Raw genomic sequence first — 22324 nt, forward strand, 5'->3', positions numbered from 1 at the left:
CGGGGCGGGTGCGGGGCGGAGGGGCGGGGTGCGCCGCCGCCTCCGCGTGCCTGTCCCCCAGGGGGGTCGTCAGCCGACGTTGTTGCCCCAGAGCGTCTTGTCCTCGACGTTGTCCTTGGTCACCAGCGGGGCGGGCAGCTGGTCCTCGAGACCGTTGGGGATCTCGATGATCGTGGAGTCGTGGTCGGTCTTCCCGGCCTTGAACGTCTTGCCGTCGGCCGCGGCCTGGGCGTAGTACAGCGCGTACTTGGCGTACAGGTCGGCGGGCTGGGAGACCGTCGCGTCGATCTGGCCCTTGCGGATCGCGTCGAACTCCTGCGGGATGCCGTCGTTGGAGATGATCGAGATGTGCCCCTTCTGACCGGCCGGCTTGAGCAGACCCTTCTGCTCCAGCAGAGCCAGGGTCGGCTGGAGGAAGACACCGCCCGCCTGCATGTAGATGCCGTTCAGGTCGGGGTGCTGGGCGAGCAGGCTCTGGAGTTTGGCGGAGGCCACGTCGCCCTTCCAGTCGGTGGGCAGCTCGAAGACCTTGATCTTCGGGAACTTCGTCTTCATGCATGCGGCGAAGGCCTCGGAGCGGTCGCGCCCGTTGATGGAGTCGAGGGCGCCCTGGAATTCGGCGACCTTGCCGGTACCGCCGAGCTGCTTGCCGAGAAACTCGCAGGCCTTGGTGCCGTACGCCTTGTTGTCGGCGCGTACGACCATGTAGACGTCGCCCTTGTCGGGGCGGGTGTCGACGCTGACCACGGGGATCTTCTTCGAGGCGAGCGTGTCGAGGGTGGAGGCGATGGCACCGGTGTCCTGCGGCGCCATGACGACCGCCTTGGCGCCCGTGTTCTCGAACACCTGCACATTGGCGACCAGCTTGGTGACGTCGTTCTGCGAGTTGCTCAGCGGCAGCGCGTTGACGCCGTCGGCCTTGACGTCCTTCTTCACGTAGTCGGCGTAGGAGTTCCAGAAGTCCGAGTCGGAGCGCGGCAGGTCGATGCCGATGGCCGGCTTGTCCGCGCCGCCCGCGGCACCCGAGCTGGTGCTCTCGCGGTTGCATGCGGTGACGAGGGCGAGCGCCACGAGGACGGTGCCGGCGGCTGCGGCGGCTGAGCGGGTGCGAGCGAGCTTCATGGCCGTGTGTTTCTCCTTAGCCAGGGCAGGGCGGTGCGCGGCGGCGGCAGCAGGGGTGTCGGCGCCCGGTGCGCGGGACGCGGACTCGAATCGGAGAGTCGGCCGCTGTCGAGGGTGTGCGCGGACCGTGCCGGCGGGGATGGGATGAGGGTGAAGCGGAGGGCCGAGAAAGCGGAACGGAACAGCGAGGGAGACAGCGAAGCCGATTCCTCCGATGTATCCGGGACGACGTGGACGTTACGACGGCGTCGCCGACGTTGACAAGAGTCCGTCCCCAACGTTTTCCACGGCATCACCCCGTATTCGGTCACGAGCCTGACGGACGACCTTGCCCGCACCGGCCCGAGCGGCACTGAGCTGCGCTTATCCTGCGCCATCCGCGCGGGGACCGACAGGTTCCGGAGTTCACGATTCGGCATAGTCCCGCTGTCGGGAACGACACCCGACGCGCTCGACACCCCCGGGGTGTCCGACGTCCACCACGCCCGCCGCGCCGGAGGCGCCGGGCGTGTCCGCGCTCGAGCGCTTCTCGCCACCGCCCTGAACGGGTGCGTCGATCCGTCGCGTGGCCCGCTCGGCACGCATTCCTCCGATGGGCCGACATCGATCGGCACCGCCACCCCGACGAATACCGACATGTCCCAGCGGACTTCGGCGAGAACCGGTGGCTCGCGACGGATACATCCGAGGACTTCATTGCCCAGACGCCGACCAGCCTTTACAGTCACGGAGTCGTCATTCCTCCGATGAATATGGGTCGAGTCCGGACCGTGCGGGTGATCGGGCCGGTGACCTGCGCGAAGAGGCCGACCCGGCGCCCGCCCGCGGGTGTGGCCCTCGACCTGCCCGGCACCCCCTCCCTCCGTTCCGGCGACACCGTCCAGCTCCAGATCGACGGGCTCGGCGGCCGGCGGCCGACCTTCGGCCAAGCGTGAAAGGCACCCCCTTGTCTGCAACTCCCGCCCGGATCATCTCGGTCGACACCTACGACATCCGCTTCCCCACCTCCCGGGAACTGGACGGCTCCGACGCGATGAACCCGGACCCCGACTACTCCGCCGCCTATCTGGTGCTGCGCACCGACGCCGGCGACGGGCTCGAAGGTCACGGCTTCACGTTCACGATCGGGCGCGGCAACGACGTCCAGGTCGCGGCGATCGGCGCGCTGCGCCCCCATCTCCTGGGCCGCCGCGTCGAGGAGCTGTGCGCCGACCCGGGATCGCTCAGCCGCGATCTGATCGGCGACAGCCAGTTGCGCTGGCTCGGTCCCGAGAAGGGCGTCATGCATATGGCGATCGGGGCGGTGGTGAACGCGGTGTGGGACCTCACCGCGAAGCGGGCCGGTCAGCCCCTGTGGCGGCTGCTCGCCCACGCCGACCCCGAGTGGCTGGTCTCGCAGGTCGACTTCCGCTACATCGCCGACGCCCTCACCCCCGAGGACGCCCTGACCCTGCTGCGGGACGGGCGGGACGGACTCGCCGAGCGTGAGGCGACGCTGCTGGAGCGCGGCTACCCGGGGTACACCACCTCGCCGGGCTGGCTCGGCTACTCGGACGAGAAACTGACCCGCCTCGCCAAGGAAGCGGTCGCCGACGGCTTCACCCAGATCAAGCTCAAGGTCGGCGCCGACCTGGCGGACGACGTCCGGCGGCTGCGCACCGCCCGCGCCGCCGTCGGCGACGGCGTTCGTATCGCCATCGACGCCAATCAGCGCTGGAACGTCGGCGAGGGGATCACCTGGGTCCGGGCCCTCGGGGAGTTCGACCCGTACTGGATCGAGGAGCCCACCAGTCCGGACGACATCCTCGGCCACGCGGCGATCCGTGAAGGCGTCGCGCCCGTGAAGGTCGCCACCGGCGAGCACGTCCAGAACCGCATCGTCTTCAAACAGCTGCTCCAGGCCGGCGCCGTCGACGTCGTCCAGATCGACGCCGCCCGGGTCGGCGGCGTCAACGAGAACCTGGCGATCCTGCTGCTGGCCGCGAAGTTCGGGGTGCCGGTGTGCCCGCACGCCGGCGGCGTGGGGCTGTGCGAGCTGGTGCAGCACCTGTCGATGTTCGACTACCTGGCCCTGTCCGGCACCACCGAGAACCGGGTCATCGAGTACGTCGACCACCTCCACGAACACTTCGTCGCGCCGGTGGTGATCCGCGACGGCCACTACACCGCGCCGCTGTCCCCCGGCTTCTCCGCCGCGATGCTCCCCGGGTCCCTCGCCGAGTACCGCTACCCCGACGGCGTCTTCTGGGCCGCCGACCTCGCCGAAGGACACAAGGGTGCGTGACCGGCCTCCCGGGTCTCCCGACCGTGTGACCCACCGGGCGATCGGTGGCGTGACCGCAGGCGTGACTCGTACTGCCCTGGCCGTCGACGACGGTATGCGGGGGCTCGGGCTCCGCCCGGCCTCCCGGTCGTGAGGACCGTGGCGACCGATCCCGATCGGGACGGCTGTGCGTGATCGACGTTCACGGGGCAACCGGACAGGGAGCGATCGCGCGACAAGGGAGCGTCAACGTCATAGGAACCACCGTCCACGTCCCCCAGACCCGGGACATGATCGGGGAAGGAACTCTCCGGAGACGATGGTCGGCCGCCCCGGGCTGCCGCCCCTCGCCGCCCGCTATCGCCGGTACGGCCGACGCGTCACCGGCCGCCGGCCGCCGCGGTCACGGTGGCGGGGTCCACGCCGGTCAGTTCCGTGATGCGGTGCGGCGGCACGCCGACGGCCAGGGCCCGCCCGATCAACTCGTCCCTGCCCTCGGCGCTGTCACGGTAGGCGAGCAGTTCCTCCTCGACCCGGGCGTGCACCGCGGGCGCCAGGTGATGGCGCACCCGGCTCAGTTCCTCGTCGCTCAGCGGGACGGGCAGCCGTTCCGCTCCCTCGGGAACGGCCGTCCTCTCCTCCGGCGGCAGGAGTCGCAGGCGGGGGGAGGTCGCCGTGCTTCCCTGGGCGTCCAGCCACGCGCGTACCGCCGTGGTCTCCATGCAGGCGAGGTCACCGACGGCGGCCGGGGCCACGCCGAGTTCCACGGCGGCGTCGTCCAACAGAAACAGGTAGGCCTCGTCGGTCATGCTCGGCTCCTTCTCGACGGGAGACAACGGAACATCCGGCCACCTCGGTCGGGGGCCGATCGACGTCCCTCTACCCCACCGCATCCGGATTACCTTCGGGAGTGAGCGCGTCATGCGGGAGCGTGGCCCGGGTATCCGGATGTCATGACTCTGCCGAAACCCTTACGCACGGCTCTGATGCTGGTCGCGCTCTACGCCGTGTGCGTCCTCTTCCTGCGGTATCGGCGGGACGGGATGGACTGGCAGCCCGCCCTGCTGATCGGCCTTGCGATGACGCCGCTCGCCCTGCTGCTCGCCAAGGGACGCGACAAGCTCAACGGCAAGACCCGTGACGCGGGGGCGCGTTGGCGGGACCGGATGCGGCGCGGGAACAACTGACACGTCGCGTCGTCATGGCCCGGAGCCACGGTCCGTCGCACGGTGCACCACCAGACTCTCCACCTCGTACGACAACTCGGTGGTGGCGTCGTCGGGGGGCGGGTGGTAACGCCCCGCGCACACCGAGAGGTTGACGATGAGGTAGGCCTGCCACGAGGACCCGACGCCCCGTCCGTCGGCGAAGACCCGCTCCCCGTTCAGCGACCAGACCACGCTGCGCCTGCCGAACGTCACGCTCAGATCGATGACACCACCGGGGCGGACGGCTTCGTCGCGGACGTAACTGTGGCCCTCGCGTACGTGGTTGCTCAACTCCAGCAGGTCGGGGTTGTCCGGGTGGTACTCGAAGACGTCGACCTCGTTGCCCCCGTCCCGCCAGGTCCAGATCGCCGGCCAGGCACCCGGCCCGGCGGGCAGCCGCACCCTGGTGTCGAGGCGGTCCCCGGTACGGAGCATGAAGCCCTCGGGGCTCTCCTCCGTGGTCAACAGACCGGCGTCCCACAGTCCGTCGGATCTGCGCGTGGCGCGGAACGTGCCGGTACGGGAGTACGAGGGGTCGGCGGTGAGGTGGTCCAGTTTGTTGTCGCCGGGGTTGGTGGGACCGCCGTCGGGATAGGCCCAGGAACGGCCCGCCACCCACTGACGGTCGGAGGAGAAATCGGCTGTGAAGACGACGGTGCTCACCGCGGGCTCCCTCGGTCGCCGGGTACGGCATCACATGCCGGATTTCTCCCCACGGCGGCCCCGGCCATGCGGTGCCCGAATTCTCACGACCCGTGATTCACCCGTTCGGCGTAGCACACGCGCAGGGCGCCGCCCCGAGGGCGTCCGTATCGGGCTCGCCCTGTGCACGGTGGGCCCGCATGCGCATGTTCCGCGCAGGGCGCACCCTGTGGGCATGGGCCCTGCGCATCCCGTCGTGATCTACCCGCCCGCCGCGGACGGCGGTCGGCGAGTGCGCGCCGGTGACCACTTCCTGGGCATGGCGTACGGCCTGCTGGACGTCGCCGAGTTCCTCCGGGAGACCGGCTTCGACGACGCCGACGAGGCCTACGTCGAGACGTCCGCGCTGATCGAGTGGCGAGGCGGCGGCCCGAGAACCTGGGACCACGACCCGAACCGCCGGTAGCCGAACCACCGGGGACCGTCCGGGCGACACCGGTCACTTCTCGGGGTCGTGGCCCCAGTTCATGAGGGAGTAGCGCCAGGGGGTGCCGGTGATGTCGCCGTCGGGGCGCTGTTCGATGTGGCGGTGGACGTAGCCGACGACCTTGCGCATGTGCGCGAGGTCGTCGTCGGTGAGATCCGTCTTGTTGGTGTGCAGAAGCTTGACGATGCGCCGCCCGGAGGCATGGCCGACGCTCTCGCCGCCGTCGCTCTGCCCGACGCTTTTCGACTCGTCGGTGTCCAGCCACTTCTCCAGCCGACCGGCGGTCATGTTGACCGCTTCGTGGAACGCGTCGACGGTCTCGTCACGGTCGGCACCGCGCCGCTCTGCCGCCATCAGGACCGGTCGCCCTTCTTGCGCAGGGCGCCGGGCTTGTGCACTGCGGAGCGTCCGGTCTTGTCGCTCTCCACCTCGTACTGCGGCTCCTCCTTCGAGGCGTCGACCGTCCGGCCGGCCGCTTCGGTGCGGTCCGTGATCTTCTTCTTCACCTTCCCGGTCACGTTCTGGCCGTGGCTCTTCCACGAGACCTTGTCGCCCTTGCTCGGCTCGTCCTTCTTCGGCATGGCGTTCTCCTGGGACAGGGGGATCGGACAGCGCGATCGGACAGGGGCATACGCGTGGATCGGGCGTCCCCACCTCACAGACTCGCGCCGCCGGGCCGTTCACGCATCCGCACACGGCACGGCGGAACGCCGATGACCCGCTTGGTCCGGCGCGGGCACCGGATCAGCGTGCCGGGGTACGCCGCACCACCGTGCCCGCTCCGTCCGCCTCCAGGATCGCCGTGCCGTCGGGGCCGGTCACGGTGATCCTGAGGGTGAGCGAGCCGGTGAGTCCCTCGGCGGTGAGTTGCCAGGCCTGTGGGGCCGCCACACCCAGGGTGCCGGTGGCCTCCTCGACCAGGGCCGGGATCTTTTCGCAGGGCAGGGAGCGCGGGTCGAACCCGAGGGCCTCCGTGCCGGTGGGGGCGAACACGACCGACAGCAGGCGTTCCTGCACGACGACGGTGAGGGCCCGGCGGGTGCCCTTGCCCTGGGTGAGCGAGTCGACGGCCCGGCGCAGTTCGCCCTTGTCGAGCAGCGACCGGTCCGGGCCGAGGGCGACCGTGCCGGAGGCCGAGGACACGACCGTGGTGGACGACGTGGAGGAGACGGACGGCTTCGCGGACGGCGGTTGCTCGACGGCGTCCTGGCCGAACAGCTCGGCCCGGAACAGCACGAGCACGACGGCCGCGCCGAGCAGCAGGCCCAGGAGCGAGGCGAAGCCGGAGACACAGCCCTCGGTCGGATCACTGTCCACGGCCGGCCCCGGCGCCGAGTCGAGGCGGGCCCCGGCCGCCCGGTCCACCCACTCCGGGTTCGGCCGCTTCACGATCCTCGCCCGTCCCGGCCGGTCCGGTGGGTACTGCACCACCACGACGCCGTGCGGCCGGTAGTCGGGGAGATCGACGAGGTTGATCTCCTGCCTGATCTCGACCCGGTACGCCGGCGCTTCGTCCGGTGCGACGGTGAGGTCGAAGCGCACCGGTACGTCGCTCGACTCGCCCCCGACGGCTCGCAGGCTCTCGATCTTCGCGAGGGCCGTACGGGGTACGACCGCCGCCTCCCGCAGGCGCCGTGGCCTGCCGGCGAGGAAGAGGAGCAGCCCGTACACCGCGGGCAGTCCCAGCCCCGTGACGAACAGCGGCACGCTCTCGATGATGCCGCCGACGACGAGTGCGGCCAGGGAGGCCCCGACCACGCCTCCCGTCAGGAACCCCCGCGCGAGGGCGGCGGGGGTGTGCTGCGTGGGCGGCGCGCCCGTGGTGATCGTCATACGGGCGATCGTGTCGGCCCAAGGTGACGGCCGGTAGGCGTCCGCGTGGCCTTCTTGGATCCGCGTCCGTGCTGTTCACAGTGCGTTTCGCTTGCACGGGGGCGGATCGGCGGGCTGACGGGTCCGCTCACGCCGTGGGAGGGGTGGCGGCCGGGGGCGGCGTCTCCCAGGCCTCGGCCAGACTGCCGTGGATGGTGAAGATGGTGCGGGCGCCGGTGATGGTCAGCAGGCGCAGCATCTGCGCGGGCGGGGCGGCGAGCACGAGTCGGCCCCCGGTCTCCTGGGTGCGGCGGCGCAGGCGCAGGAGGGTGTTGAGGCCGGAGGAGTCGCAGAAGGTGACACCGCTCAGGTCGAGGATGGCGGCGCGGTGACCGCCGAGGACCTCCGCCACGGCGTCGTACAGGACGTCGGCGGTGTTCAGGTCCAGTTCACCGGCCACGGCGAGGGCGGTCGTCTGCCCGCGGGTGTCGGTGACATCGACGCGCAGGGCGGAGTTCATCACCGGTTGCTCCCCTGCTGGGCGGTGTGTGCGGTGGGCGGGTCGGCGGTGGCCGCCAGACCGGTCAGGGCCGCCGCGGGTGCCGTGTCGTCCACGGCGGGGCCGAGCCACTCGCACATCAGCACGGTGGCGTCGTCCTGGAGTTCCCCGTCGTGGTAGTCGAGGACGGCCTGGATGAGGCGGCGCAGGGTCTCGGGGACGGGCAGACCGTCGGCGTGACGGCGGATGAGGAAGTCGGTGAAGCGTTCGAGGCCGAACTCGCCCTCGCCGGGGCGGCGGGCCTCGGTGATGCCGTCGGTGCAGAGCACGACGCGGTCACCTGGCTGCAGTTGTTCGCGGCAGACCGTGCTGGCCAGCCCCAACCCGGTGCCCATGGGGTGGGCCGGCGGACAGCGCAGGTGGCTGCTCCAGCGATTGCCACGGATGATGATCGGGGGTTGGTGACCGCGGTTGACCCAGCTCAGCACGCCCGTGCGGGTGTCGAGAGTGGCCAGGATGCCGGTGACGTAACGGCGCTGCGCGTACTGGTCGATCAAGGCGGCCTCCACGGCCTCGCCCTCGGCGACGAGCCCGGCACCCTGTCGCCGGGAGTTCCGGCAGGCCCCCAGCGCCAAGGCCCCGCACAAGCCTGCGGCCGTGTCGTGCCCCATGGCGTCGAAGAGCCTCAGATGGACGAGCGGACCGTCGAGGGCGTACTCGTACACGTCACCGCTGATCCGGTGGGCGGGTTCCAGCGACGCGGAGATCACGACCCGCCCGTCGGCGTACGTGCTGGGCGGCATCAGGTTCCAGGCCATCTCGGCCGCGATGTTCAGCGGCTCGGTCCGCACCAGGCGGGCCAGCGTGTCGCTGGAGGTCCGCTTGGCGGTGATCAGGAGCGCCACGAGCGCGGCGAGAGCGTCCACGTCCTTCCGGGCGCGGACATCGTCGACGACGGACCGCACGCGCAGCAGCCCCAGCCGCTCGGTGCCGTCCACCAACGGCACCCACCAGTCGGCTCCCGGCGCCTCCTGCGGCGCGGCGGACGTGAGCCGGCCGTACTGGTAGGCCCGCCCGGGAGCGGTGCCCTCGATCCGGATCTCGCTCTCGCCGTCCGGCGGGGCCCCGTCGGGCCCGGGCAGCAGGTGCAGCGCGTAGCGCTGGAGGTCCGCCACGTAGATCCACACATCGGTGAAGCCGGCGAACAGGGCGGCCTCGCCGGCCCTCTTCGGCAACTCGTCGAGAGGCATCAGATGGCCCGCGTCCAGCAGACCGGCGAGCATCGCCCGCCCACCCGCCTCGCGGTCGACGTCCACGACCCTCCTCCCCTTCCGGTGTTCCCTTCCGATGTCCCCTTCGGACGGAGGCGGCTCCGGGATCTTCCTGCGCCCCCGGGTACCCCGTCGCGGCGCGCGGACGCAGGCGCCGGCGAACCCACGGCGGCGGGGTGGCCGGGGCGGCCGGACGGCCGGAGCGGTGGGACAGCGGGTGCGGTCGGACGGCGGGTGGGGTCGGACGGCGGGTGGGGTCGGACGGCGGGTGCGGCACCTCGCGCCTTCCGTCCCGCCCCTCCCCCATCCCGGCCGTGACGTTCCGTGGACCTCCCGCGTGTACGGCTGTGGCATGGCGTGTGCGCAACACATCGGAGACGCGAACGCGGGTACCCGCACCAGCGGAGGTAGCTCATGTTCGAGGCAAGCGATATCCGTGAATGGCGCGGTCACGACGTGGTCGACCCGCAGGGGCACAAGATCGGCGTCCTGGAGTCGGTCTACGTGGACACCGGGACCGACATGCCGTGCTTCGCCACGGTGACGGTCGGTCTGCCCACCCGTCGCCGTCTGGTGTTCGTACCGCTCCTCGGGGCGACGGTGGGTCCGGGTTACCTGAAGGTCGCGCACGACAAGAACGCGGTGAGGAAGGCCCCGTCGATCGACCTCGACGGGGAACTGCACGCCCCTGAGGAGCCGAAGGTCTTCGCGCACTACGAACTGGACTACGCGCCGGGCGTCGGCGGCGAGCGACGCCTCGCCCGTCGTTGACACATCGAGGCCGCCGGGAGACCCCATGAGCCTGTTTCTGTTCCTGATCCTCGTGGCCCTCGTCCTGGGCATCATCGGATTCGCGGTCCACGGGTTGTTCTATCTGCTGATCATCGGCGCCGTCGTCCTGCTCGCCGATCTCTGCTATGCCGCGCTGCGGTTCCGCCGCGGCGGGCGCAAACACCGTATCGTCCGCTGATCCGGTCGGTGCCGGACGAAGCGTCCGGTCGGGGCGGTAGGTCGTCAGCGCGGGGCGTTCGGTCGTCAGCGCGGCACGATCGCGGCCTCGGCCGCCGCCTTGATGCGGGCGCCGAATCCGGGCGCGTCCTTGCGGGCGGCGGCGAGCGCCAGGCCGACGAGGAGCTTGCCCAGCCCGTGGCCTTCGAGCACGTTGAAGATACGGACCCGGGTTCCGCCACCGGGCAGCGGCTCCAGGTCGTAACCGCCTTCGCGTACCGTCACGGTGTTCTTCGAGACCTCGGTCCACCGGATCTTCGCCGGGGCTTCCAGGGTGGTGATACGGAATTCCCGGGTCGTCTTCATGCCGGCGTCCTTGACCGTGCTGCGGAAGACGGTGCCGACCGTGGTCGGGGTCTCGGGGATCCGCTCGATCCTGAGCACCCGGGGACTGAACTGCGGGTCGTTACGTCCGTCGGCGAGGTAGGCGAACACCTCCTCGACAGCCCGATCGACCTCCACCGTCGCTTCGAACTGTCCTGACATGAGTACTCCCCATCGGTCGAGTCGCACGCGCGCGAAGGCCATGCCGTGCCGCCCGTCGTGCCGTGGCGGCGCCGCGACCCCATAGGACCACCGAACACCCCGCCCGGCAATCGGCAATTCGCCGCGAGCGTGCACGGCGAAGTCGTGGACGGAGGGCGCCCGGGCGTCGGACGAGATCGCCAGGGGTGCGATCCGAGGTCAGGGGCAGGAGGCCCGTGCGATGCGGGCGGGGCGTTCCACGAAAAGCCCCGGGCACGCGGTGGGCGGGCCCGGGGCGTTCTGCCGCGGAGGCAGCTTCGATACACCGCGGCGATGCCCTCCATGCCGGATTCGGCGAAGGCGGGCAGACCGGTGACCGTCGTGACCTTGGTGAGGGCTCCGTCGCGGCCTACGCGGAAACCGTCCACCGTGCCCGAGGCGGCGTTCCGCACATGGACGAGCGGAGGCGACGTCGACCGTGGGCCACCAAGGCGGCGATGGCCACCGTGCCGCCGCCGAAGACGGTCGGCCTCCTCTGAAGCTTCGACCTGCGCTTGTGGTGCCTGCTCACGTGGGGGCTCCTCGAGTCCGGGGGCTTGCGTGACCAGAGTTGCCGAAGTGACAGGAGTACTGAAGGTGTAGAGGGCTCACGTCAGATCCCCGTAAGAACCTTGCCCGCACGGTTCGTTGAGCCGAGGATCGTCGACGCCACGCCACGCCGCGACGCAGGACGGGGCCCTCCCGGCAGGATCGGGGCCCGGCACGCAGACGGGGCCCGGCGCGTGTGCGGCGGGCCCCGTCTGCGTGGCCGAGGAGTTGTCGGGCCCTCAGGCGCTGGCGTGGCGGTGGGCGACCGTCCTTCGGGGGGCGGCGTGGTGCACGGACCTGCCCTCGCCGGCCGTCTGCTGACGCCACAGCCACAGCGAGGTCACGGCCAGCAGACCGGCGAAGACCACCAGGAAGAGCACCGACACCCACATCTGCCGGCTCCCGGGGTCCTCCCAGCCCGTCCAGGCGGCCGACGCCGCCCACAGGGCCGCACCGCCCGCGTAGACGGGGCGGATGCGCCGCAGCTGCCGCACGGCACGCACGGATTCGAGGTGATCAGTTTTCTGTGCCATGTGGGCCCTGGTACCCCGATCCGCGCACTTCATTGTTTATGGAAACGTCGGCCCGGCGCGGGCGCCTCGACCCGCTCCCCCGCCAGGTATCCGCTTCAGCCGCGCTCCGGGCCGACGGGCGCGGTGATCTCGCGCTTGAGGATCTTGCCGCTGGGGCCGGTGGGCAGGGTGTCCACGAGCCACACCTCGCGGGGATACTTGTACGCCGCCACCCGGCTCTTGACGAACTGCCTCAGCTCGTCCGGGGTCGCGTGGGCGCCCGGGCGCAGGACGACGGCGGCCGCGATCTCCTCGCCCAGGTGGGTGTGCGGCACGCCCACCACGGCGGCCAGGGCGACGGCCGGATGCTCGTGCAGGACCTCCTCCATCTCGCGCGGGTAGACGTTGTAGCCGCCGCGGATGATCATGTCCTTCTTGCGGTCCACGATGTACAGGTAGCCGTCCTCGTCCTGCCGTGCGAGGTCGCCGGAGCGCAGCCAGCCGTCCGGGATGGCGGCGGCCGTCTCCTCGGGGCGGTTCCAGTAACCCTTCATCACGTTCGGGCCGCGCACGGCCAGTTCGCCCACCTGGCCCGGTTCGACGTCCTGGCCCTTCTCGTCGAGCAGTCGCACCCGCACGTCACGGATCGGGGTGCCGATGGAGCCGGCCTTGCGCGGCCGGTCGGGGTGGTTGAACGTGACCACCGGGCTGGTCTCGGACATGCCGAAGCCCTCCAGCACCGCACAGCCGAAGCGCCGCTCGAAGCCGTGCAGCACCTCCACCGGCAGCGAGGCCCCGCCGGACACGCACATCCGCAGCGTCGACACGTCCGCCTGCGAGGGGTGCTGAAGCAGCGCCGCGTACATCGTGGGAACGCCCTCGAAGACGGTGGCCCGGTCGCGGGCGATGGCGTCCAGCACAGCCTGAGGTTCGAAGCGCGGGATGAGTGTCAGAGAGGCGCCGGCGCGCACGGCCACGCTCATCGTGCAGATCTGGCCGAAGATGTGGAACAGCGGCAGACAGCCCACCACCACGTCCTCGGGCGTCATGCGCTGGACGTGGACCGTGTTGACCTCGGTGTTGTGCCGCAGCCCGCCGTGGGTGAGCGTGGCACCCTTGGGGCGGCCGGTCGTACCGGAGGTGTACAGGAGCACGGCCACGTCGTCGACGCCGGCTTCGGCCGTCTCGGGCAACGGCTCGTGCCCGGCCAGCAGCGCGGCGAAGGCGGCGGGTTCGACGGCCAGGTGCCGTACTCCGGCGACGGCCGCGCCCTGGGCGCCCTCTCCCGGCGCCTGGTGCCACTCGCACAGCAGCGCCGCCCCGGAGTCGTCGAGGTGGTACGCCGTCTCCCGCGTCTTCAGCAGCGGGTTCATCGGTACGACGATCCCCCCGGCGCGGAGCACCCCGTAGTACAGGACGACGAACTCGGGGACGTTGGGCAGCATCAGCGCGACGCGGTCACCCGGCCGCACGCCCTCGGCCCGGAGCAGCGCGGCGGCGCGGGCACTGCGCTCGTCCAGCTCCGCGTAGCTGATGATCTGCTCGCCCAGACGCAGCGCGGGGCGCCCCGGCTGCCGCTGTGCCGTCTCCACCAGGAACTGCGCCAGATTGGCCATGACCCGCCTCCACGAACGTCACCGTCGAAATCCGCTGTTCACCTCCGCGACATCGTGCTGCCACGCACGGCGACGGACCATGGGCGGCAGGACAGCGCCACCCCTCCCGGATTGTCCCGGGGAACAAAACCCAGGCGTTAGGCTGCGCGAATGGACATCTCCGGCGTGGCCGCGGCGCTTCACTCCAGACTTCCGGAGCTGGGTGAGCGGATCGCGCAGCGTATCCGCTCGGACGTCGACGCCTACGACGAGGAGTCGCTGATCCCCTTCGACTCGCTGCGCCGCTCGTGCACCGCCAACGCGGACCTCGTCCTGAGCCACCTCGGTCACGCGGACGCACCTGACCCCAGCCCGGCCCGCGAGACCGGCCGGGTGCGCGCCGAACAGGGCGTGCCGCTGGCGGACACCCTGCACGCGTACCGGGTCGGCTTCGAACTGCTGTGGACGGAGATCCTGCTGGAGTCGCGGACGCACCCCGAGGTCTCCGACGACCAGCTGGTCTCCCAGTCCGCGGAGATCTGGGCCTTGTTCGGCCTGTACGCGGAGGCGGTGGCGGCGGCCTACCGGGAGACCTCCGCCGAGTTGACCTCGCAGCGGCACGCCCGGCGCTCGGCACTGGTGGAGGCGCTGTTCACCGGCGTCATCGCGGACCGGACCACGCTGTGGGAGGCAGCCCGCGAGCTGGGCCTGCCCGAGCACGGCCCCTACGCGGTGGCCGCGGCGGCGGCCGGCGCTCCCGGGCAGGAGCCGCTGGCGGGCATCGAAGCCCTGTTGCGGCAGGACCGACTGCCCTCGGCCTGGCGGTTGTTGCCCGACCACCAGATCGGCGTGATCGCCCTGCCCACGTCGGCGGCGGAGAGCACCTGCCTGCGCCTGCTGCGGCACGCCCGGGCCCGCGTCGGCGTCAGCCCGTGCTTCTCCTCCCTGCGGGACACTCCACAGGCGCTGCGCTTCGCGCGTCTGGCCCTGGCGGGGCTGCGGGGCACCGGTCACGGCGTCGCACGGTTCGACGACAACCCGCTCGCCATGGTGGTGGCCGCCGCTCCGGCGGAGGCGGCGCATCTCGTGGGAGTGGTCCTCCGGCCCCTGGTCGAGCTCCCGGCCGCGGAGCGTGCCCGCCTGCTGGAGACCCTGGAGCAGTGGTTCGGCGCCGCCGGCTCGGCCGGCGACGCGGCCCGGGGCCTCTTCGTCCACCCCAACACCGTCCGTTACCGGCTGCGCCGTATCGAGCAGCTGACGGGACGGTCCCTCTCCGACCCGCGCGCGGTGGCCGACATCGGCGCGGCGCTCCTCGCCGTCCGCAACGCCGGCATCGGCCCGGGCGGGCAGCCGCCCCCCACGGACTGACGCGACCGAGCGGCCAAGCCCGCGTCAGCGGCACCTGCCCACCGACCGGGAGGCCGCCGACCGCCGCCGGTTGCGCCGTCCGTGATCGGGGAACGCGTCGTGCTCGGGAGACGCGGTTTCCGGGCCCCGCGGCGATCTCCCTTCTATCGTGGAACGGCACAGTGACGCTCGGCACCGAGACAGGCGGCAGGACATGCGGAAACCACTGATCGACTATGTGGCGGTCTTCCGAGCCCTGCCCGGCATGGTGGCGCTCCTCACGCCGGACCTGATCTACGCCGACGCCAACGACGACTTCCTGCGGCTGGCCGGACGCACCCGCGAGCAGCTGCTCGGCCGCTACATCTTCGACGTCTTCCCGGAGAACCCGAACGACCCGGCCGCGGCCGGCATGCGGGAGACCCGGGAGTCGATGCTGCGGGTGGTGGCCACCGGTGAGCGCGACACGATGGCACTGCTGCGCTACGACATCGAGGATCCCCAGCTGCCCGGCGTATGGCGCGAGCACTACTGGAGCCCGGTGAACGCGCCCGTCCAGGGCCCCGACGGGCACGTGGCGCTGGTCGTGCACCGGGTCGAGGAGGTCACCGAGCTCATCCACGCCCGCGGCGGCCCGAACGGCGGGGAACGGGCCCGGGTGCTGGAGGCCGAGCTGTACACCAGGGCCCGAGAGCTGCAGGAGGTCAACGAACGGCTCCGCCGGGCACACGCCCATGAGCGGGAGGTCGCCCTGGCCCTCCAGGCGGCGATGCTGCCCGCGCCCGGCCCGACCGGGCCGCACGCCGCGGCCGTGCGCTACCGGCCAGCGGTCGGCGCGCTGAACGTGTGCGGCGACTGGTACGACCTGGTCGACCTGCCCGGCGACAACCTCGCGGTCGCCGTCGGCGACGTCGTCGGGCACGGCCTCGCGGCCGCCTGCACGATGGGCCAGCTGCGCAGCGCCCTGAGCGCCGCCTGCCGGGTGGCGGGCGGCCCGGCCCAGGCGGTGGAGGCCCTCGGTCTCTACGCCCGCTTCGTGGAAGGCGCCGAGGCCACCAGCGTCGTGACGACCTTCATCGACTGGGACAGCCACACCATCACGTACAGCTGTGCCGGCCATCCGCCGCCCGCCCTCGTGCACCACGACGGCACCGTCACCTTCCTCGACCAGGCCACCGACCCCCCGCTCGCCGCCCGCCCGGAACACCTCCCCCGCCCCGAGGCCCGCACCGGCTTCACCGAGGGCGCCACCCTCGTCCTGTACACCGACGGCCTGATCGAGCGCCGCGACGAGGACATCGACGCGGGCCTGGCACGCCTCGCCGCTTCCCTCACCCACCACAGGCACTCGGCCCCCGAGCCCCTGGCCGACGCCCTCCTCGCCGATCTCCTCCCCACCACCGGCACCACCGACGACGCGGCCCTGATCGTCCTGCGCCTGTGACCGGCCCCGAGCCCCGCCACGGCCCGGACCGGCCGACGTCACGGAACAGGCGTCCGCCCTGGTGAGAGGCTCGAATTGACGCCGGGCACAGTGATGACCGAAGGTGCATCCTGCCGATGACGGGGGTGGGAAGTGGATCAGCAGTACGCACAGCGGTGCTCGGAGTTGTTCGCCGCTGGGGGCTACGCGGCCGTACGGCGCACCGCGCAGGAGGGCCTGCGGGAGACGGGTCCGGACGTCGCGCTGTACCGGTGGCTCGGCCAGGCGCATGCGGCCGAGGACGACGACGACCACGACGCCGAGGCGGAGGACGCCTACCGGCAGGGCCTGACACTGGACCCGGACGACCTCGGGCTGCTCGTGTGCTACCTCGAACTGTGTCTGCGAGCCGATGCCTTCGACTATCCCGGCAGAGCCGGGCGGGCCGTCACCCTGCGCGCCCGCGTCGACGAGCTCGCCCCCGAGGGCTCACCCCACCGCCAGCGGGTCGACGCCGCGCTGGGATGGGCCGGCCGGGGCTACTGGGACGATGTGGCCGCCTCCTTCACGGCCGCGCAGACCACACAGGCGGAGATCGACGACCTGGGCAGGCAGGTCGGCAAGGCGTCGAGCGCGCCCGCCGACGGCGGTTCGGGCACCACGACGGGCTCGGCCACGACGCCGGACGGCGAGGACCTGCGCGCGGCCGAACTGGCCGCGGCGACGGAGCTCCTCCAGGGCCGACGCAACGCTCCCCTGCGTCTGCTGCTGGCACACCGCGGCGCGGCCTACGCGGCGACCTTCCTCGCGTCCTTTGCCGTGAACCGGTCCCTGACCGCCAGTGGAGTGGTCGCCTTCAGCCTGTGGGGATGGCTGCTGTACATCCCTGTCCTGGCCGCCGAGGCCAGACTCCGTGCCGCGCGCCGACTGGCCAGGCAACGAGTCGTCGCCCGCATCGAAGCCCGCCACGCCAGGGCCTCCGCGTCGGCCGGCCTCTGACACAGGACGTCCGGGGATCGGATCAGTCGAAAGGGGCGGAGGGGTCGCGGGTGCCGGGGGTCTCGGGCCGCGCCGTGTGATCGGGGTGGCCGCGGGTGCGGCGGCCTTCCTTCATCTCCGCCTCGTAGAGGTGGTCGCGCCCTTGGGCGAGCTGTTGCACCGCCTCGTGTTCCAGTTGCCTGAACGCTCGGTAGTACGTCCCGTCGTAGGCCTCGACGAGTTGGAAGGTCCAGTGGCCGGGGATGACATTGCGGCCCAGGATCTCCGTCTCGACGCGGTCGGCCCAGGTGTCGTGGCCCGCCGTGCGCAGCAGCGCGACGGCGCGGTCCAGTTCCAGGTCCGCCGTTCCGGTGAGCTGGTGGAACGAGTAGAGGTGCCCGCGGGCGCGCTCGACCGTCTCCAATGCCTTGGACAGGGAGCCGAGCGCCTCCACCGTCTCGTCGCCGACACCCGGGGGACGCCGGTGCTCGTCGTCCGGACCGTGGAGCTCGTCCATCTTCGCCACTTCCTTCGCGCCCGGGGCTGCGGACCTGTCCGGATCAGCACAGCACGGCAGGGGCGGCGGCACCGTCCGTGCCGTCCGGATGAGCGACCGTCGAACCCGATCGGACCGTTCGGATCCGATCAGACCCGATCGGACGGGATCGAACCGCTCACGGGCCGGATCGGCCGGGTCGCGCCGGGTTCAGCGCACGACGTCGACGAGGTGGGGCACCACCCGGGTCAGCCGCACCACGGCCCACAGGATGAGGAGTGCGCCGATCGCCTCGGGCAGCAGCCACCAGCCCGTGCGGATGCTCTCGTCGAACAGCGCCACGCCCAGCAGCAGGCTCACCGCCGCGTCACCGATGGTCAGCGCGGGCTGTGACGCGACCAGGGGGCCGGCCTGCAGGGCGTTCTCCAGCAGCAGGAGGGCCAGCACGCCGGTGAGCGCGAAGCCGTAGGTCTGCCAGGTGGTGAGGAACGCGGGCAGGCCCTCGTCGGCGAGGCGTCCCGTGGCCGACTTCAGCAGGGCGGCGGTCAGGGCGTTGCCGATCGCCGCGGCCGAGGCCAGCGCTGCGGCGCGGAACAACGGTGAGGTGGCGGAGCGCGCGAGCAGGAACGCCACGGCCATCGCTCCCAGGGTGAGCGCCAGGACCGGGATCCAGCGCGCCATGGAGGCCTGCTCCCGGCTGCCGGAGGGAGCCGCCGACGCCAGCAGTACGGCGAGTCCGAACACCACCGCCCCGACCGCCCACCAGCCTTCGGCCGACAGCCGGCGGTGCATGAGGGGCACGGCCAGCAGCAGCGCGAAGGGGAGTTCGAGGATGAACAGGGGCTGGACCAGCGCCATGGGGCCGTTGACGAGGGCCAGGGCCTGGAACACGGCGGCGCCCACCACACCCGCGATACCGATCGCCCAGGCGGGCCGCCGCGCGAGGGCGAGCAGCAGCCGTACTCCGCCACCCTGCTCCACCGTGGAGGCGGCCTTGCGCTGGAAGGCCGTGCCCACCGCGTTGCTGACGGCGCCGAGGACGGCGAAGACCACGGCGAGCACCATCAAGACTCCACCTCGCCCGTCCTGCCCGACTCGCCGGTCCACCGAAGGGCGCCGCCCGCCCGGTGGGCCGGCGGCGCCCGTCGTGTCTTCGGCTGCTTACCGGCGCAGGCTACTTCCTGCCGCGGCGCAGCAGCAGGTAGGCGAGGGTCACCGCCGCGGCGGCGCCGAGAAGGGCGCCACGGTGGTCGCGCACCTGTCGGGGCGCCTTGTCCTGCCACACCTGGTCGGCCTGTCCGGCCTTGGCCCTGACCTGGGCGGCGGCCGCCGCGGCCGTGTCCTTGACCGGGGCGGGAACCTTCTCCTCCAGCAGATGGGCCGCCTCGGTCGCCTTCGTCCTGGCCTGTTCGGACAGATGCGCCGCCGTGCTGCCGGCCTGATCCTTCAGGTGCGCCGCCGTGCTGCCGGCCTGCTCCTTGAGATGCGCCGCCGTGGTGCCGGCCTGCTCCTTCAACGCGGTCGCCTTCTCCTGGGCGCGGGCCTTGACGTCCGTCTTCGCGGCCAGCGCCTCGACCGTCGCGCCGAGTTCGTGGCGGGTCTGCTCGACCTGCCGGCGCAGTTCCTCGGGGTCGGTCGCGGTGGGCTCGTCGTGGGGTGGCTGGGTCATCGTCGTGCACTCTCCTTGATCTCCGACACATCGGCTTTCACGCTGTCGACGGTCCGCTCGGGCACCGGTGGGGCGGCCGCGCCGACCTGCTTCTTGCCGATCAGGGCCAGCACGGCGGTGATCACCGCCAGCACGGCCGTGACGATCAGGGCCGCGGCCCACACCGGGAGCGGTACCGCGATCGCGGCGATCGCGGTGGCGACCAGCGCCTGAAGGGTGAGGAAGCCGAAGAGTCCGGCCCCGCCGAACAGTCCACCGCCCTTGCCGTAGCGCTTGCCCTTCTCGACCATTTCCGCCCGTGCGAGCTGCATTTCGCCGCGCACCAGCTCGGTCAGCTGTTGCGAAGCGCGTTGCACCAGTTCGCCGACCGACTCGCCGTGGTCGGCGGTCCGCACGCCACGCTCGCCGTTGCCGCCGTACCGTCCTGCTTCAGCCATCGCCTTCACCCCTTCCTCTCGGTGCCGACCGGGTACCCGGTGACCGGCGGGAAAGACATCCCCGCCGTGGAACGGTGGCTATCCGGCCTGTGCCCGCGTCTCCCCGGCGCCGGCCGTGTCGGGCAGGGGCTCCAGGTCGCTCGTGCAGAACCCGCAGCGGCGCGCCCGGGCGGGCACCGGATTGAGGCACTCGGGACAGTCCCGCTTGTCCGCCTGGACGTCCTGGTGCGGGGCGAAACGTTCGTGCAGCTTGTTGATCGGCAGGACGACGAGGAAGTACAGGACGCAGGCGATCAGCAGAAAGCTGATGACGGCGTTCACGAAGCTCCCGTACGGGAAGACCGTTCCGCCGACGGCGAAGGTCCTGCGGCTGTAGTCGCCCGTCGCCCCGGTCGCGAAGCCCACGATCGGGGTCAGGAACGCCTTCACGAAGCCGTTGACGAGTGCGGTGAAAGCCGCGCCGATCACGATGCCCACGGCCAGGTCGACCACGTTTCCGCGCAGTATGAAGCTGCGGAACCCTCCCAGCAGATCCCTCACGATGCACTCCGCTCCTTTCGGCCCAGCCCGGCTGTTCTCGCGCCTTCGCCGCTCCCCGCCCCTCCCCCAACCGCCCCTCGCCCCTCCCTCGGCGGTCGGGCGGCGGGTCGCGCGGTGGTCGCGGCGGTCGGAGGACGTCTTGCCGCGCCGACGCCGGCCACACCACCTGCGGCGGACCGGCGAATCGGGCGCCTCCACCCGGATGGCCGCCCGCCCCGCGCGAGGGCGCCGGTCCTTGCCTAGCGTCGGAGCGACGGCCCCCCGGCCGGGAGGAGACATCCATGCCCCATCGCACCGTCGTCGCCGGCATAGCCGCGACGATCATGACCTTCGCTCCGTTGTCCGGAGTCGCCCACGCCCAGGACCTCGACTGCCGCGACTTCACCTACCAGGAGGACGCCCAGGCGGAGTTCGACCGGAACATCAGCGACCCCAACCGCCTCGACGAGGACCAGGGACCCGACGACGGCATCGCCTGCGAGGTCCTCCCTCACCGGTCGCCGCCGACCCTCGTGCCCGCCACGAGCATTCCCGCGCCGGTGCCGACCGGCGTCGCCCCGGTGGCGATCAGCCCCACGGCGGTGCCCAGCCTCGGGGTGCGGGGTGGCGTCGGCGGCGCCGTGAGCGCGGGACCGTCCGGCTGGGACATCGGCGCCGGCGCCGGCCTGACGGCGGCGGGCCTGCTGGCCGCCGCCGCCTGGGTGACGCGACGCCGGCGCCGCCTCTGAATCGACGCCGGCCGGGCCTCGTCCGGAAGCGCGGTGCGGGCACCACGGGCGGACGGACCCGCACCACGCTTCAGGTGACCTCGCCCCCGGGATGCCGCCCGGGGCCCTCGGTCAGCGGAGTCGGCGACAGGACGGTGTCCTCCTCGCCCGGCTCCAGGAGGGTGGCGGCGGCACCGACGACCAGGGGGTCCGGGCTGCCGACCGCTTCGGGGTCCTTGGCCGCGTAGTCGACGCGGTGCAGCAGACTGCGCATGGCCTCCAGGCGGCCACGACGCTTGTCGTTGCTCTTGACGACCGTCCAGGGGGCGTGCGCGGTGTCGGTGACGCGGAACATCTCCACCTTCGCGGTGGTGTACTCGTCCCAGCGGTCGAGGGAGTCGAGGTCGGTGGGTGAGAGCTTCCACTGGCGTACCGGGTCGACCTGGCGGATCGCGAACCGGGTCCGCTGCTCGGCCCGGGAGACCGAGAACCAGAACTTCACCAGGATGACGCCGTCCTCGACGAGCATCTCCTCGAAGAGCGGGCACTGCTTGAGGAACAGTTCGTACGCGTGCTGCGTGCAGAAGCCCATGACCCGTTCGACGCCTGCCCGGTTGTACCAGGAGCGGTCGAAGAAGACGATCTCACCCGGCCCGGGCAGATGGTTGACGTACCGCTGGAAGTACCACTGGCCCTTCTCCTGGTCCGTGGGCTTGCCCAGGGCCACGATCCGCGCGCCGCGGGGATTGAGGCGTTCGGTGAACCGCTGGATGGTGCCGCCCTTGCCCGCCGCGTCCCGCCCCTCGCAGATCACGACCAGGCGGGCGCCGGTGTCGTTGACCCAGCGCTGGAGTTTGAGCAGTTCGATCTGCAGGACGCGTTTGGTGCGCTCGTACTCCTTGCGGCTCACCTTGCGGTCGTAGGGATAGTTCTCCCGCCACGTCGTGATCGGCTGACGTTCGCCGTCCAGCAGCACCGGCTGTTCCGGTCTGCGGTCGTCCACCGTCAGTCCGTCGAGCAACCGGCCCTCGACCTCTTCACCGTCCATCGGTTCCGCGCCTCCTCGGAATGCGTCGTTCGCGTTCGGTGGGTTCCGTGCGGGTGACCGACCCAAACGCGGATGACCTGCCGGAAAAGCCGTTTGGTCCGGCCCTGCACGGAAACCCCCATGGTTCGACCGGACCCGGCGACACGGCGTTCACCCCATCGGTGCGCGCCTGGTGCGCGGCCCTCCGGGCCGTGAGAGCGTGGCACA

The 22324-nt window shown here is 71.6% G+C and carries 26 protein-coding genes and 1 pseudogene; 10 read left to right on the forward strand and 17 right to left on the reverse strand.

All coding sequences use genetic code 11. The annotated features are described in order from the left end of the window. Window positions 1–69 precede the first annotated feature (69 nt). Complete coding sequence (locus OG440_RS01650) at window positions 70–1122, reverse strand: sugar ABC transporter substrate-binding protein (RefSeq protein WP_406005013.1); 1053 nt, start codon at window positions 1120–1122, stop codon at window positions 70–72. A gap of 821 nt (window positions 1123–1943) precedes the next feature. Here OG440_RS01650 and OG440_RS01655 point away from each other — a divergent pair. Together OG440_RS01655 and OG440_RS01660 are read left to right on the forward strand one after the other, a co-directional pair. After that, window positions 1944–2057 (forward strand): annotated as a pseudogene (locus tag OG440_RS01655) (2-hydroxyhepta-2,4-diene-1,7-dioate isomerase); the annotation flags it as partial. An 11-nt stretch (window positions 2058–2068) separates the two neighbouring features. Beyond that, window positions 2069–3406 (forward strand): L-fuconate dehydratase, encoded by a 1338-nt coding sequence (locus tag OG440_RS01660; protein WP_406005014.1) that lies wholly within the window; start codon window positions 2069–2071, stop codon window positions 3404–3406. Window positions 3407–3765: 359 nt separating this feature from the next. Here OG440_RS01660 and OG440_RS01665 read toward each other — a convergent pair whose 3' ends face one another. Continuing rightward, the gene (locus OG440_RS01665; protein WP_406005015.1) at window positions 3766–4194 is read right to left on the reverse strand and encodes a DUF6003 family protein; all 429 of its coding nucleotides are present in this window, start codon (window positions 4192–4194) and stop codon (window positions 3766–3768) included. Between the two features lie 144 nt (window positions 4195–4338). On the opposite strand from OG440_RS01665, the gene OG440_RS01670 reads away from it, so the two are divergent. Further along, entirely contained in the window at window positions 4339–4572 is a 234-nt protein-coding gene (locus OG440_RS01670; protein ID WP_406005016.1) for a hypothetical protein, read from the forward strand. 12 nt (window positions 4573–4584) lie between these two features. Here the strand turns inward: OG440_RS01670 and OG440_RS01675 are convergent, their stop codons facing one another. After that, complete coding sequence (locus OG440_RS01675; protein ID WP_406005017.1) at window positions 4585–5256, reverse strand: beta-glucanase; 672 nt, start codon at window positions 5254–5256, stop codon at window positions 4585–4587. A gap of 214 nt (window positions 5257–5470) precedes the next feature. Here OG440_RS01675 and OG440_RS01680 point away from each other — a divergent pair, with 214 nt between their 5' ends. Next, complete coding sequence (locus OG440_RS01680) at window positions 5471–5701, forward strand: hypothetical protein (protein WP_406005018.1); 231 nt, start codon at window positions 5471–5473, stop codon at window positions 5699–5701. Window positions 5702–5734: 33 nt separating this feature from the next. On the opposite strand, the gene OG440_RS01685 is transcribed toward OG440_RS01680, so the two are convergent. From OG440_RS01685 to OG440_RS01705, 5 genes are all read right to left on the reverse strand, one after another. Then, window positions 5735–6076, reverse strand: a complete 342-nt coding sequence (locus OG440_RS01685; protein ID WP_406005019.1) for a DUF3140 domain-containing protein — start codon at window positions 6074–6076, stop codon at window positions 5735–5737. Further along, the gene (locus tag OG440_RS01690; RefSeq protein WP_406005020.1) at window positions 6076–6303 is read right to left on the reverse strand and encodes a DUF2945 domain-containing protein; all 228 of its coding nucleotides are present in this window, start codon (window positions 6301–6303) and stop codon (window positions 6076–6078) included. The genes OG440_RS01685 and OG440_RS01690 overlap by 1 nt, the downstream gene beginning before the upstream one ends. Before the next feature lie 163 nt (window positions 6304–6466). Beyond that, on the reverse strand, window positions 6467–7555 hold the full coding sequence (locus OG440_RS01695; protein ID WP_406005021.1) for a hypothetical protein: 1089 nt from the start codon (window positions 7553–7555) through the stop codon (window positions 6467–6469). A gap of 127 nt (window positions 7556–7682) precedes the next feature. Continuing rightward, on the reverse strand, window positions 7683–8054 hold the full coding sequence (locus OG440_RS01700; protein ID WP_406005022.1) for an STAS domain-containing protein: 372 nt from the start codon (window positions 8052–8054) through the stop codon (window positions 7683–7685). Continuing rightward, the gene (locus OG440_RS01705) at window positions 8054–9316 is read right to left on the reverse strand and encodes a PP2C family protein-serine/threonine phosphatase (protein WP_406011222.1); all 1263 of its coding nucleotides are present in this window, start codon (window positions 9314–9316) and stop codon (window positions 8054–8056) included. Before OG440_RS01705 ends, OG440_RS01700 begins: the two co-directional genes overlap by 1 nt. A gap of 402 nt (window positions 9317–9718) precedes the next feature. Here OG440_RS01705 and OG440_RS01710 point away from each other — a divergent pair, with 402 nt between their 5' ends. Beyond that, the gene (locus OG440_RS01710; protein ID WP_406005023.1) at window positions 9719–10075 is read left to right on the forward strand and encodes a PRC-barrel domain-containing protein; all 357 of its coding nucleotides are present in this window, start codon (window positions 9719–9721) and stop codon (window positions 10073–10075) included. A 25-nt stretch (window positions 10076–10100) separates the two neighbouring features. Beyond that, window positions 10101–10274: a hypothetical protein gene (locus OG440_RS01715; RefSeq protein WP_406005024.1), complete on the forward strand. Its 174-nt coding sequence runs from the start codon at window positions 10101–10103 to the stop codon at window positions 10272–10274. Window positions 10275–10339: 65 nt separating this feature from the next. Here OG440_RS01715 and OG440_RS01720 read toward each other — a convergent pair whose 3' ends face one another. From OG440_RS01720 to OG440_RS01730, 3 genes are all read right to left on the reverse strand, one after another. Then, window positions 10340–10798, reverse strand: a complete 459-nt coding sequence (locus OG440_RS01720) for an SRPBCC family protein (protein WP_406005025.1) — start codon at window positions 10796–10798, stop codon at window positions 10340–10342. Window positions 10799–11604: 806 nt separating this feature from the next. Continuing rightward, window positions 11605–11898, reverse strand: a complete 294-nt coding sequence (locus OG440_RS01725) for a hypothetical protein (RefSeq protein WP_406005026.1) — start codon at window positions 11896–11898, stop codon at window positions 11605–11607. 95 nt (window positions 11899–11993) lie between these two features. After that, on the reverse strand, window positions 11994–13493 hold the full coding sequence (locus tag OG440_RS01730; protein WP_406005027.1) for a long-chain-fatty-acid--CoA ligase: 1500 nt from the start codon (window positions 13491–13493) through the stop codon (window positions 11994–11996). A gap of 150 nt (window positions 13494–13643) precedes the next feature. Between OG440_RS01730 and OG440_RS01735 the strand changes: the two genes are divergently transcribed. The 3 genes from OG440_RS01735 (at window position 13644) to OG440_RS01745 (ending at window position 17241) form a co-directional block, all read left to right on the forward strand. Continuing rightward, complete coding sequence (locus OG440_RS01735) at window positions 13644–14840, forward strand: PucR family transcriptional regulator (protein ID WP_406005028.1); 1197 nt, start codon at window positions 13644–13646, stop codon at window positions 14838–14840. 193 nt (window positions 14841–15033) lie between these two features. Beyond that, entirely contained in the window at window positions 15034–16263 is a 1230-nt protein-coding gene (locus tag OG440_RS01740; RefSeq protein WP_406005029.1) for a PP2C family protein-serine/threonine phosphatase, read from the forward strand. Window positions 16264–16395: 132 nt separating this feature from the next. Continuing rightward, window positions 16396–17241: a hypothetical protein gene (locus OG440_RS01745; RefSeq protein ID WP_406005030.1), complete on the forward strand. Its 846-nt coding sequence runs from the start codon at window positions 16396–16398 to the stop codon at window positions 17239–17241. 22 nt (window positions 17242–17263) lie between these two features. Here OG440_RS01745 and OG440_RS01750 read toward each other — a convergent pair whose 3' ends face one another. The 5 genes from OG440_RS01750 to mscL form a co-directional block, all read right to left on the reverse strand. Continuing rightward, window positions 17264–17737 carry a hypothetical protein gene (locus tag OG440_RS01750; RefSeq protein ID WP_406005031.1) on the reverse strand — a complete coding sequence of 158 codons (474 nt, stop codon included), beginning with the start codon at window positions 17735–17737 and terminating at the stop codon, window positions 17264–17266. 189 nt (window positions 17738–17926) lie between these two features. Further along, complete coding sequence (locus OG440_RS01755; RefSeq protein WP_406005032.1) at window positions 17927–18784, reverse strand: DMT family transporter; 858 nt, start codon at window positions 18782–18784, stop codon at window positions 17927–17929. A 106-nt stretch (window positions 18785–18890) separates the two neighbouring features. Next, a complete protein-coding gene (locus tag OG440_RS01760) occupies window positions 18891–19385 on the reverse strand; it encodes a DUF3618 domain-containing protein (RefSeq protein WP_406005033.1) in 495 nt (164 codons plus the stop codon). After that, window positions 19382–19831, reverse strand: coding sequence for a phage holin family protein (locus OG440_RS01765; protein ID WP_406005034.1), 450 nt, complete (start codon window positions 19829–19831; stop codon window positions 19382–19384). Before OG440_RS01765 ends, OG440_RS01760 begins: the two co-directional genes overlap by 4 nt. 69 nt (window positions 19832–19900) lie before the next feature. Beyond that, on the reverse strand, window positions 19901–20353 hold the full coding sequence (gene mscL / locus OG440_RS01770; protein WP_406011223.1) for a large conductance mechanosensitive channel protein MscL: 453 nt from the start codon (window positions 20351–20353) through the stop codon (window positions 19901–19903). A 290-nt stretch (window positions 20354–20643) separates the two neighbouring features. Between mscL and OG440_RS01775 the strand changes: the two genes are divergently transcribed. Further along, window positions 20644–21090, forward strand: a complete 447-nt coding sequence (locus OG440_RS01775; RefSeq protein ID WP_406005035.1) for an excalibur calcium-binding protein — start codon at window positions 20644–20646, stop codon at window positions 21088–21090. Window positions 21091–21160: 70 nt separating this feature from the next. Here the strand turns inward: OG440_RS01775 and ppk2 are convergent, their stop codons facing one another. Then, complete coding sequence (gene ppk2, locus OG440_RS01780) at window positions 21161–22117, reverse strand: polyphosphate kinase 2 (RefSeq protein WP_406005036.1); 957 nt, start codon at window positions 22115–22117, stop codon at window positions 21161–21163. Window positions 22118–22324 lie beyond the last annotated feature (207 nt).

The sequence above is a fragment of the Streptomyces sp. NBC_00637 genome, from assembly GCF_045161545.1.
GTDB lineage: Bacteria > Actinomycetota > Actinomycetes > Streptomycetales > Streptomycetaceae > Streptomyces.

Bases quoted from the DNA above. Each gene is read 5' to 3' on its own strand.
- OG440_RS01650 (WP_406005013.1), bottom strand. From the start codon at position 1,122: ATGAAGCTCGCTCGCACCCGCTCAGCCGCCGCAGCCGCCGGCACCGTC.
- OG440_RS01665 (WP_406005015.1), bottom strand. From the start codon at position 4,194: ATGACCGACGAGGCCTACCTGTTTCTGTTGGACGACGCCGCCGTGGAA.
- OG440_RS01670 (WP_406005016.1), top strand. From the start codon at position 4,339: ATGACTCTGCCGAAACCCTTACGCACGGCTCTGATGCTGGTCGCGCTC.
- OG440_RS01680 (WP_406005018.1), top strand. From the start codon at position 5,471: ATGGGCCCTGCGCATCCCGTCGTGATCTACCCGCCCGCCGCGGACGGC.
- OG440_RS01685 (WP_406005019.1), bottom strand. From the start codon at position 6,076: ATGGCGGCAGAGCGGCGCGGTGCCGACCGTGACGAGACCGTCGACGCG.
- OG440_RS01690 (WP_406005020.1), bottom strand. From the start codon at position 6,303: ATGCCGAAGAAGGACGAGCCGAGCAAGGGCGACAAGGTCTCGTGGAAG.
- OG440_RS01695 (WP_406005021.1), bottom strand. From the start codon at position 7,555: ATGACGATCACCACGGGCGCGCCGCCCACGCAGCACACCCCCGCCGCC.
- OG440_RS01700 (WP_406005022.1), bottom strand. From the start codon at position 8,054: ATGAACTCCGCCCTGCGCGTCGATGTCACCGACACCCGCGGGCAGACG.
- OG440_RS01705 (WP_406011222.1), bottom strand. From the start codon at position 9,316: ATGCTCGCCGGTCTGCTGGACGCGGGCCATCTGATGCCTCTCGACGAG.
- OG440_RS01710 (WP_406005023.1), top strand. From the start codon at position 9,719: ATGTTCGAGGCAAGCGATATCCGTGAATGGCGCGGTCACGACGTGGTC.
- OG440_RS01715 (WP_406005024.1), top strand. From the start codon at position 10,101: ATGAGCCTGTTTCTGTTCCTGATCCTCGTGGCCCTCGTCCTGGGCATC.
- OG440_RS01720 (WP_406005025.1), bottom strand. From the start codon at position 10,798: ATGTCAGGACAGTTCGAAGCGACGGTGGAGGTCGATCGGGCTGTCGAG.
- OG440_RS01725 (WP_406005026.1), bottom strand. From the start codon at position 11,898: ATGGCACAGAAAACTGATCACCTCGAATCCGTGCGTGCCGTGCGGCAG.
- OG440_RS01730 (WP_406005027.1), bottom strand. From the start codon at position 13,493: ATGGCCAATCTGGCGCAGTTCCTGGTGGAGACGGCACAGCGGCAGCCG.
- OG440_RS01735 (WP_406005028.1), top strand. From the start codon at position 13,644: ATGGACATCTCCGGCGTGGCCGCGGCGCTTCACTCCAGACTTCCGGAG.
- OG440_RS01740 (WP_406005029.1), top strand. From the start codon at position 15,034: ATGCGGAAACCACTGATCGACTATGTGGCGGTCTTCCGAGCCCTGCCC.
- OG440_RS01750 (WP_406005031.1), bottom strand. From the start codon at position 17,737: ATGGACGAGCTCCACGGTCCGGACGACGAGCACCGGCGTCCCCCGGGT.
- OG440_RS01760 (WP_406005033.1), bottom strand. From the start codon at position 19,385: ATGACCCAGCCACCCCACGACGAGCCCACCGCGACCGACCCCGAGGAA.
- OG440_RS01775 (WP_406005035.1), top strand. From the start codon at position 20,644: ATGCCCCATCGCACCGTCGTCGCCGGCATAGCCGCGACGATCATGACC.
- ppk2 (WP_406005036.1), bottom strand. From the start codon at position 22,117: ATGGACGGTGAAGAGGTCGAGGGCCGGTTGCTCGACGGACTGACGGTG.